The organism is Rhodococcus sp. 06-1460-1B (assembly GCF_002258475.1).
Lineage (GTDB): Bacteria > Actinomycetota > Actinomycetes > Mycobacteriales > Mycobacteriaceae > Rhodococcoides > Rhodococcoides fascians.
This window is the reverse complement of sequence record NZ_NOYS01000014.1, coordinates 144,428-154,502: the sequence shown is the minus strand read 5'-3', so window position 1 is coordinate 154,502 and position 10,075 is coordinate 144,428. Positions and strand designations below refer to the sequence as shown.

Here is a 10,075-nt window from a genome sequence, read left to right as displayed (position 1 = left end):
CACAAGCGGATGGCTGATACATCGAATGCTTTCACCAAATAAAATTCGGCACTGACATTCATCGACACACTGTTGAGTTCTCAAAGAACACGCACACACCATTCACGTCCGAGATGATCTCGTCGGTGTCCGGGGCAACCGTTCCAGCTTAGATCGGATGTTCAGGCTCAGTCAAACTGGCCTTCGATCCGCGGTTAAGACACAACCGAAGTAGTATCCGAACCAGATTGTGTAGAGCGCGTCCGCTTCGCTCAGGCCTTGCGGTCTGGGCTGGCGTCCGTGTCGCTCTGACTTGGACAAAGTTACGCCCCGGATAACAACGCGTCAAATCCCCAGGTCGTTCGGACACAATCGGTGTGAACAGCCTGGTCGCGCTCGATGGATTGCCCCTCGAGCGGATGTCCAAACCAAATTACATCAATGTGACTCCGGCCACTGGCCGATCCTGGATTCAGCGAGCCACGCGTGCTCCCGCAAAGTTCCGCTTCCCGCGCCGGACCACCAACCATTGTCCGTGCAAGAGGTCGTCGCTCGACGGTGTCCAGTTCTCGTCGGCGATCTTGACGTTGTTCACCGCTGCCCCGCCCTCTTTGACCGCCCGTCGCGCAGCACCCTTGCTCTCGCTCAACCCTGTCGCGACAAGGAGGTCGACGATCGTGGTCGGAGCACCCACCTCGATGTCGGCCACAGATGCCTCGTGCAACGCCGCCGCCAGAGTGCTCTCGTCGAGGTCGGTGAGCTCGGCCCGCCCGAACAGTGCTTGGCTGGCGAGTTCGACCGAGCGAGTCGCCTCTTCGCCGTGAACCAGAGTCGTCATCTCTGCTGCCAGTCGCTTCTGAGCTTCTCGCGCGTGCGGTCGCTCCTCGGTTGCTGTCTCCAATTCGGCCAGTTCGTCCTGGGACAGGAAGGTGAACCAGCGCAGGTACTTGACCACATCGGCGTCACCGGTGTTCACGAAGTACTGGTACCAGGCGTAGGGGCTGGTCATCTCGGGGTCCAACCAGAGACTGCCACCACCGGTGGACTTACCGAACTTCTTGCCGTCCGACGACGTGACCAGGGGAACGGTCAGCGCGTGAACCTGTTCGGCGTCCTGCCGACGGTTCAGTTCCACGCCGGCGATGATGTTGCCCCACTGATCCGAGCCACCGATCTGCAGACTGCAGCCGTACTCCCGGCGCAGCTGGACGTAGTCGTTGGCCTGCAACAACATGTAGCTGAACTCGGTGTACGACATGCCGTCGCCCTCGAGCCGAGTCTTGACCGTCTCCCGCGCGAGCATGACGTTGATCGAGAAGTGTTTGCCCACGTCTCGGAGGAAGTCGATGGTGGACAGCTCCCCTGTCCAGGACAGGTTATTGACCACCACGCCACCGGTAGGGCCGTCGTCCAGGTCTACGAACCGTTCGAGCTGCCCCCGGATCCGCGACGCCCATTCGGTGACCACCTCACGGGAGTTCATGGTCCGCTCCCCCACATCGCGAGGATCACCGATCAGTCCGGTTGCGCCGCCCGCCAGAATGATCGGCCGATGACCGGCCCGCTGGAACCGCTTCAAGGCGAGCAGCGGAACGAGGTGGCCGGCGTGGAGCGAGGGTCCGGTCGGGTCGAAACCGGAGTACAACGTGATCGGCCCGTCCGCGGTGGCCTTCTTCAGTGCTTCCACGTCGGTGGACTGCGCGATCAGTCCGCGCCAGGTCAATTCGTCGATGATGTTCTCGCTCACGACGTCGATCTTCCCGCATGCACTTGCCGCCGCCTCGTTCAGCCCTCACGCAAGCCGGGCTGGGGAGCCCGAGGGCTGCGCCGGTAGTTCGACACTGCAGGCGAGGCCGGTAGCCAGAAACGCCACGGTCTGTCTGCTGCCACGCTCACGCCCACGCGTGGGCCGACTTTCACCGCGTCGTCGCCCAGCTGATGTTCGGGCAGCTCGAGGGTGATCGGTGACGACGCGTCGAACAGATCGGTCCCGTTGTCGGCGAGTCCCACTCCGAGTGCTCGTCCGAGATTGCCGGGCCCTCGAGCCCACCCGGCCTCGACCCGCGCTGTTCGCGACTTTCCGCCACCGCGCCTGCCGTCGACGAGGTCGTGACCTGCAATTACCTGCCCGGCTCGAAGCAGGACGGCAGCAGCCGTCCCGTCCGGCCCGCAACTGACGTTCATGCACAGGTGCATGCCGTAACTCAGATAGACGTACAGCCGACCCGCCGGACCGAACATCACGGAATTTCGGGGTGTCGGACCACGGAAAGAATGCGCAGCGGGATCGGGCCACGGACCGTCGACCGGACCGCCGTATGCCTCGACCTCCACGATGCGCACCGACACCGCGCCTGCATGGACGGTGGCCCCGAGGATACGTCGGGCTGCGTCGTCCGGCTCTCCGATTTCCAAGTCACCAGCGTTCACCCGTCCCATGATGCTGAACCCTTGACCTCGAGGCATCGACGGGGCTATGACTGCATCGATCGATGAGAGTCTGGAGGCCGACATGGCGTTCACCGGGCAACATGCCGTCGAGATCACAGGGTTGACGGTTCGCCGCGGCAACCGAACGGTGCTGCACAATCTGTCCCTGACGATTCCGCGGGCTGCCATCACCGGCCTCCTCGGCCCATCGGGCTGCGGAAAGACCACGCTGATGCGCGCCATCGTCGGCACGCAGATCGTTGCCGGCGGAACCGTGACAGTGCTCGGATGCCCGGCCGGCTCTGCCTCCCTGCGCCGGACTGTCGGGTACGTGACGCAGGCACCGAGCGTGTACCGAGACCTCACCGTTCGCGAGAACGTGCAGTACTTCGGGTCGCTGTACGGTCGCCGCCACTCCGAGGTGGCGTCCGCCATCGAGGCTGTCGGACTCACCGACCATGCGGCGTCGCGGGCGGGTGAGCTCTCCGGTGGCCAACTGAGCCGAGTCTCCCTGGCCAGCGCGCTGGTCGCCGAACCCGAACTCATCGTCCTCGACGAGCCGACGGTCGGGTTGGATCCCGTCCTTCGCTCGGAACTGTGGTCACGATTCGCCGCAATCGCAGCGGCAGGTACGACAGTGCTGGTCTCGAGCCACGTGATGGAGGAGGCAGAGCACTGCAGCCAGCTCGTACTGATGCGCGACGGTGCCGTCCTGGACCGATCGAGCCCCGAAGCGCTACTGGCGCGGACGAAGGAAACGAACCTCGACCGCGCATTCCTCTCGCTCATCAGATCCACGGAACAGACATCGTGAACGCACGAATCTACGCAGCGGGTACGGGTCGAATCCTGCGCCAGCTCAGAGCCGATCACCGATCGGTGGCCATGGTCCTGCTCGTGCCGTCTCTACTGATGGTGTTGCTGTATTTCCTGTACCGAGACGTCCCGGCTCCGCCGAACCAACAATCGTCGTTCGATCGAATTGCGATCACGATGCTCGGCATTCTGCCGTTCGTCGTCATGTTTCTGCTCACGTCGATCTCGATGCAGCGTGAACGCAGCACGGGAACACTCGAACGCCTGCTGACCACACCGATGTCCAAGATGGACCTGCTTGCGAGTTACGGCTCGGCGTTCTCGCTCGCCGCTGTAGGGCAGGCGCTGCTCGCGTGCGCACTCGCATTCGGATTGCTCGGGCTCGACATCGAAGGCTCGATCGGGTGGGTTCTGGTGATCGCGGTACTCGGGGCGATGCTCGGAGTGGCGATCGGGCTGTTGTGCAGCGCTTTCGCACGTACCGAATTTCAAGCGGTCCAGTTCATGCCGGTCGTCGTGATCCCGCAGCTCTTCCTCTGCGGGCTCCTGGTGGCCCGCGATCAGATGCCGAGTTGGCTCGGTGCAGTCAGCAACCTTCTGCCGCTGAGCTACCTGGTGGACGCCCTGCAGGAAATATCCGTCCACCCCGATGCAACCAGGCGCATGGGGGCCGACATCGCCGTGGTCGTGATGTTCACCGTGGCAGCGCTGACCGGTGCGGCAGCGACATTGCGTCGGCGGACACCATGAACGAAGTGATCTAGGACGTGGCGCGCGCCAGAATCGACTCGTGCTCGGCGTCGTCGACATCGCGCGCATCGTCGGCGAGCAACACCGGAATGCCATTTTCTATCGGATATGCGCGACGCAGTCGCGGGTTGTAGAGCAATTCGTCCTCGACGAGCAGGAGCGGGCCCTTGTCCACAGGGCACGCGAGGATGGAGAGCAGAGTCGAGTCGATTGCCACAGGTGTCCTTCTGTCTGCTCCGACCGAGTCGGAGTGATGGTCTTCGTTCACGCTACCGAACGCCGATTGTTTCCGTCGTCGGGGCCGCCGGCCGTACCTTCATGTCAGGAAGACTTCTCGGCGGTGGCCTGACGTCCCACGAAGCGTTCTGCCACAACAGCTTTCGTCAGTCGTCGGTAGCTGTTCGACTCCGGATCGTAGTACCACGATCGTGCGCTCGGAGTAGGAATTCCTGCCTGCTTCAATGCAGACGCGTTGGGTCGATAGGCGCGACCGACCGGGATGTCGGACACAACGTGGACGATCGCCGGGCGCTCGTCCGGAAGCAGAACTCCCAGGGCATCGGTGAGAGCGCGAGCGGTGATCACCGCTTCCGGCTGCAGGGAGACAGCACACACGGCAACCTCGGTGGCCGACGCTTCCATGCGGATCGACCGTGGCCCGTCGACGGCTACACGAACCCCGTAGACCACGGCCGAACCGACCTGGTCGAGATCGCCGACGGCGTCGACGATCGGCTGGGTGTACACCGGACCCCGCGCCGAGCGAACAACGGTGTCTTTACGATCGATGAGCCAGTAATCGCCGTCCGAATCACGCCGGAACAGGTTCTCGGTGGGTATCCACGCGTCGGTGGGCTCGAAGACCCCACGCATGACATGGCTGGTCGCTTCACCGTCACCGCTCGGGCGGCCCAGGAGCAGCCCGATCTCGTCGTCGCGGCACTGCCGCACGAATCCGTCGTCGTCCTCTTCGAGTCGGCCGGTGATCGGGTCGTACGCCGCCAGGGCCACTCGCGCACTGCCGGGCAGAGGGCGTCCCTTCGAGCCGATCTTCGTCCCGGCGACATTGGCCAGAATGACGTCGTTCTCGGTGGAGGCATAGAACTCGAGCACTCGCGCCGGGGTGAACTTCGCCAGGGTGCGACGCCACAATCCCACCGGCATACCGGAGCCGATGAACAGCCGAACCGGGTGACCGGTGTCGACCGGGAAGCGCCCGTCGTCGACGATCTGCTGCATCATCGTCCAGGTGTAGCTGACGACAGTGACGCCGTAGCGGTACACCTCTTCCCTGAAGCGCTCGGGATCGAGACCACGGGAGAGCGCGATCCTCGATCCGCCGGCAAGCGCGCCGCCGATGGTCACGAGTATGCCCGCCGAATGATGGAGCGGTGCAAGGCAATACACGGTATCGCCGGGACCGAGAGCGGCCGTCGTCGCGGTACCGAATGCGGACAGCGCCCAGCGATGGTTGGTGATGTAGCGCGGTTCGAGACCACGGTCGGTGGTGGTGAACAGAATCATTGCCAGTTCGCGAGCGCGACCGGGATCCGGCTCGAACCAGGCCGGTAGCCGGACGGCGTCGGGGTCGATGGCTTCGAGGTCGATCACTTCGTAGCCGTCCGGAACATCGAGCCGCCGCGTCTCGCCGCCGCCGAGCACCAGTACGTTGGGCGCGACCGGAACGGCCGCCGCGGCATTTTCCGGATCGGCGATCACGGTGTCGACGTCCACGGTGCGTAACGCGGCAGTGAGGTCGCTACCCGGCTGCAGCAACACCGGAACAGCGCCGATGCGCGAGAGAGCTGCGATGGCGGCGAGGGCACTCGGCCTGGTCTCCATCAGCACACCGATGCGCGATGCCGGCCGTACACCGACACTGATCAGACCTCTAACCACGTTGTCGATACGCACGTTGACGGCGTCGTAGGTGTGCACACGGTCGTCGAAGAGGAAGCACTCGCCGAGCGGGGACTTTCTTCCCTGCTCAGCGATCAAGCGGCCCAACGAGACCCGACTGTGCGGCTGCATCTGCCCCAGCCGTGCCAGCCGCGGAAGGGTGCGCACGGCCTCGGTCGAGATCTCACGAGTGCCGCGCACGGCACCGGTCGCGGCCGAGGCCAATCCGCGTCCTACACCGACTCCCACTTCGGCGATGGAGGCAGCGGTATGAATCAGCCTGTTGGTGATCGACACTCCGCTGTCGCTGTCCGAGTGCTCTTCGTGTTCCATGACGCGCACGGCCTCGGGCTTCGGTCCGAGGTTCTCCCGCCACCGAATCCAGTTTCCGGTGGTCGGCCATGTCTGCGCAGCTGCCGTGCTACCCACCACGAGACCGAAATGTCCTGCACGCAAAGTCGTTTCGAATACCTGAGCACGCGGTGCGGCACGCCGGATTCCGCGCACCGCCAACGGCTGTCCGATGTCGTCCACCTCGCCGACGAACGCCAAGACCGGCACCGTCAACTCGGCAAGCGTCAACAACCTGTCCTTGATGACGAAACCGCCGGTCATCATGCGGTTGTGCACGACGAACTGCTTGAGCAACTCGGCCACGGCGGGCCCGGACCACGCCACCCAGCCGTCCATCGCCAGGAAGCGGCGCTGCGGCTCCCGAGGCAACAGTGCTTCCCGATCGTGCAACTGTCGCAGGAAATCCAAACGAGACCGCACGGTCTTCGCCGGGTCGAGCAGCTGAAATCCCGTCCGCGCCATCCACCCCGACACGGCCAGGCGCGTGAATACGTGGTCGGCGAGAAACTCTGCGCCCCGAGTGGCGACACCGGCCGGGATACCCAACGGCAAGCCGGCCAAGGTGTCCACCGGAGCCCCGAACGTGATGAGGCTGGCCAGGTTTCGCCCACCTCGATAGGCGGCAGCCTGGTAGCAGAACATGCCGCCCTGCGAATACCCTCCGAGGTGAACGTCGCGGCCGGTGTGATCGTGCACCTTGTCCACGACCTCGCTGATGGCGACGACGTGATCGGCCAGAGTACGGCTCCATCCGCCCTCTTCGGTATCGGGCGAACCGAAATCGACCACCCACGGGTCCATGCCCATGCCGTGCAGAATGCCGGCCGCACCTTGATCGGTGGTGACGTCGTACACGTCGGCGGAGACCATCATCGGCGGAATCAGCACCACCGGAGGACTATCCACGGGAACGTCGTCGGGGAAGTAACGCCGCAACCGATACATCGGCTCGCGGTCCATCACCCGGAAAGGCGACGGATCGACCTCGGTCTCGAGTCCACCCAGCCGGATGACCTCGAGGCCGTTCTGGGCCGTTGCGATAGCACGCCGCAGTGGACCACGTACCGCGTCTGCATTCAGTCCCACAAATACACTCCTGCGTTCGGCCCCGACGGAACGACCGACATCGGTCTTCGCGTGACGAAAGCTTCTCACATCACACTCGTGGAATCGGCGAGGATGTCGACTAGTGCCGCAATACCGGCACCTCGGCCCACGCGCGCAACGTCGACGCAGTCGCCCGCACACCACCGAGCTGGTGCGCCACCTGAACCGCCGCGGTGCCGCCGCGAGCATCACGCGAGGAAATGGAGCCCTCCACGGTGAGCACCTCGCGCACCGCCGGAGTGAGCGCCGGATCGATCGACGCGAGCTCGTCGTCGGTCAGATCCACCAGCCCGACGCCCCGCGCTTCCGCCGCGCGCACGCAGGCTCCCGCTGCCTCGTGCGCTACCCGGAACGCAATCCCTTGCCGCACCATCCATTCGGCGATGTCGGTGGCGAGCGTGAACCCGGCCGGCGCGAGTTCGGCCATGCGATCGGTGTGGAACTCCAATGTCGCCGTCAAACCGGTGAGTGCCGGGAGCAGCAACTCGAGCTGAGCCACCGAATCGAAGACCGGCTCCTTGTCTTCCTGAAGATCCCGGTTGTACGCCAACGGTTGTGCCTTGAGGGTGGCCAACAGACCGGTCAGATTTCCGATCAGGCGGCCCGTCTTGCCACGAGTCAACTCCGCGACGTCGGGATTCTTCTTCTGCGGCATGATCGAGCTGCCCGTCGACCATGCATCTGCAAGAGTCACGTAACCGTATTCGGGTGTGCTCCACGAGATGACCTCCTCGGCGAACCGAGACAGGTCCACCGCCGTCATCGCCAATACGAACGCGGCTTCCGCCGCGAAATCACGCGAGGACGTGGCGTCGATCGAGTTCTCGGCGGACGAATCGAACCCGAGTTCGGCGGCGATCTTCTCGGGGCTCAGACCGAGCGAGGAGCCGGCCAAAGCGCCGGAACCGTAGGGCGACACCGCCGCTCGCCTGTCGAAATCCGCGAACCGCTGGACATCACGCAGCAGCGGATGGGTATGTGCGAGCAGATGATGCGCCAACAACACCGGCTGCGCCGCCTGCGAATGAGTCTTGCCGGGCATGACCGCGGTGGGGTGAGCCGCAGCCTGAGTTGCCAATGCGTCCACGACGTCGAGAACACCGACCGCCACCCGACGGACGGCGTCGCGCAACCACATCCGGAACAGGGTCGCGACCTGATCGTTGCGTGAGCGGCCGGCGCGCAGGCGACCACCCACCTCGGGTCCGACCCGGTCGATCAAACCGCGTTCGAGGGCGCCGTGCACGTCCTCGTCCGACTCGGCCGCGACGAACTCACCGGACGCCACGTCGTCGGCCAGCCGCTGCAAACCGTCGAGCATGGTCTCGAGGTCCTGCGGGGTCAGCAGTCCGGCACCGTTCAGAACCCGAGCGTGCGCCATGGACGCACGGATGTCGTAGGGCGCGAGAACCCAGTCGAAGTGTGTCGATTTGCTCAGGGCAGCCATGGCAGCCGCGGGGCCGGAGGCGAAGCGCCCGCCCCACAGCGAGCCTTCGTTGGTTCCGTGTGCGTTGCTCGAAGTGGTCACAGGCCCAGGTCCCGCTTCGCTGCGATCTTGGAGGAGAGCCCGTGCAGCTGCACGAATCCCTTGGCAGCCGACTGGTCGAACGTGTCGCCCTCGTCGTAGGTAGCGAGGTTGAAGTCGTACAACGACTCCCCGCTGCGACGGCCGTTGACGATGATTCCGCCCGCGTGCAGCACCAAGCGGATGTCGCCCGAGACGTGTTCCTGCGTGTGCTGAACGAACGTGTCGAGTGCACCCTTGAGCGGCGAGTACCACAGGCCGTCGTAGACCAGCTCGGCCCACTTCTGGTCGGTATGACGCTTGTAGCGGCCGAGTTCGCGCTCGAGGGTCACGTGCTCGAGTTCTTCGTGCGCACGGATCAGGACCATCGCACCGGGAGCCTCGTAGATTTCACGGCTCTTGATGCCGACGAGCCGATCCTCGACGACGTCCAATCGGCCGACACCCTGAGCGCCCGCACGGGTGTTGAGTTCTTGAATCGCACCGAGCACCGACACCGGACGGCCGTCGATGGCGACCGGGCGACCCTTGTCGAACGTGAGGATCAGTTCGTCGGGTGCCTGGAAGTTGACCGTCGGATCCTCGGTGTAGTCGTACACATCCTTCGTCGGCGCGTTCCACAGATCTTCCAGGAAGCCGGTCTCCACTGCTCGTCCCCACACGTTCTGGTCGATGGAGAACGGTGACTTGGTGGTGACGTTGATCGGAATGTCGTTCTCCTCGGCGAACGCGATCGCCTTCTCCCGGGTCCACGCGTAATCGCGTACCGGTGCCAGCACTTCGAGCTCGGGAGCGAGCGTGTTGAAGCCGACCTCGAACCGGACCTGATCGTTGCCCTTGCCCGTGCATCCGTGGGCGACGACGGTTCCGCCGTGCGCACGTGCGTTCTCCACCAGATGCTTGACGATCAGCGGGCGGCTGATGGCCGAAACCAACGGATACCGGTCCATGTACAGCGCGTTGGATTGCACCGTCGGCAGGCAGTACTCGTCGGCGAACTCGTCCCTGGCGTCGACGACGACCGATTCGACTGCGCCGCAGTCCAATGCGCGCTGGCGGACGACATTCATGTCCTCACCGCCCTGGCCGAGGTCGATGGCAACAGCGACGACCTCCTTGCCGGTCTCCCGTCCGATCCAGCTGATGGCGACAGAGGTGTCGAGTCCGCCGGAGTAGGCGAGGATGACGCGTTCGGCCATGGTGATGACGCTCCTT

General features: G+C 64.4%; 8 protein-coding genes. 2 read left to right on the top strand and 6 right to left on the bottom strand.

What is annotated here, in order from left to right; genetic code table 11:
* Nucleotides 1–451 precede the first annotated feature (451 nt).
* Nucleotides 452–1,726 carry a tyrosine--tRNA ligase gene (tyrS, locus tag CH268_RS05715; protein ID WP_094662840.1) on the bottom strand — a complete coding sequence of 425 codons (1,275 nt, stop codon included), beginning with the start codon at nucleotides 1,724–1,726 and terminating at the stop codon, nucleotides 452–454.
* A 38-nt stretch (nucleotides 1,727–1,764) separates the two neighbouring features.
* Complete coding sequence (locus CH268_RS05710; RefSeq protein ID WP_094662838.1) at nucleotides 1,765–2,418, bottom strand: DNA-3-methyladenine glycosylase; 654 nt, start codon at nucleotides 2,416–2,418, stop codon at nucleotides 1,765–1,767.
* 73 nt (nucleotides 2,419–2,491) lie between these two features.
* Between CH268_RS05710 and CH268_RS05705 the strand changes: the two genes are divergently transcribed.
* Both CH268_RS05705 and CH268_RS05700 read left to right on the top strand, forming a co-directional pair.
* Entirely contained in the window at nucleotides 2,492–3,223 is a 732-nt protein-coding gene (locus CH268_RS05705; protein WP_032386955.1) for an ABC transporter ATP-binding protein, read from the top strand.
* Nucleotides 3,220–3,975, top strand: a complete 756-nt coding sequence (locus CH268_RS05700; RefSeq protein ID WP_032400024.1) for an ABC transporter permease — start codon at nucleotides 3,220–3,222, stop codon at nucleotides 3,973–3,975. Before CH268_RS05705 ends, CH268_RS05700 begins: the two co-directional genes overlap by 4 nt.
* Before the next feature lie 10 nt (nucleotides 3,976–3,985).
* Here the strand turns inward: CH268_RS05700 and CH268_RS05695 are convergent, their stop codons facing one another.
* The 4 genes from CH268_RS05695 to CH268_RS05680 all read right to left on the bottom strand — a co-directional run bounded on the left by CH268_RS05695 (nucleotide 3,986) and on the right by CH268_RS05680 (nucleotide 10,059).
* Nucleotides 3,986–4,192, bottom strand: coding sequence for a Trm112 family protein (locus CH268_RS05695; protein ID WP_027497228.1), 207 nt, complete (start codon nucleotides 4,190–4,192; stop codon nucleotides 3,986–3,988).
* Nucleotides 4,193–4,296: 104 nt separating this feature from the next.
* Entirely contained in the window at nucleotides 4,297–7,314 is a 3,018-nt protein-coding gene (locus tag CH268_RS05690) for an AMP-binding protein (RefSeq protein WP_094662870.1), read from the bottom strand.
* A 100-nt stretch (nucleotides 7,315–7,414) separates the two neighbouring features.
* Entirely contained in the window at nucleotides 7,415–8,863 is a 1,449-nt protein-coding gene (argH, locus tag CH268_RS05685) for an argininosuccinate lyase (RefSeq protein WP_027497230.1), read from the bottom strand.
* Nucleotides 8,860–10,059, bottom strand: coding sequence for an argininosuccinate synthase (locus tag CH268_RS05680; protein WP_032370344.1), 1,200 nt, complete (start codon nucleotides 10,057–10,059; stop codon nucleotides 8,860–8,862). The genes argH and CH268_RS05680 overlap by 4 nt, the downstream gene beginning before the upstream one ends.
* Between the last annotated feature and the right edge of the window lie 16 nt (nucleotides 10,060–10,075).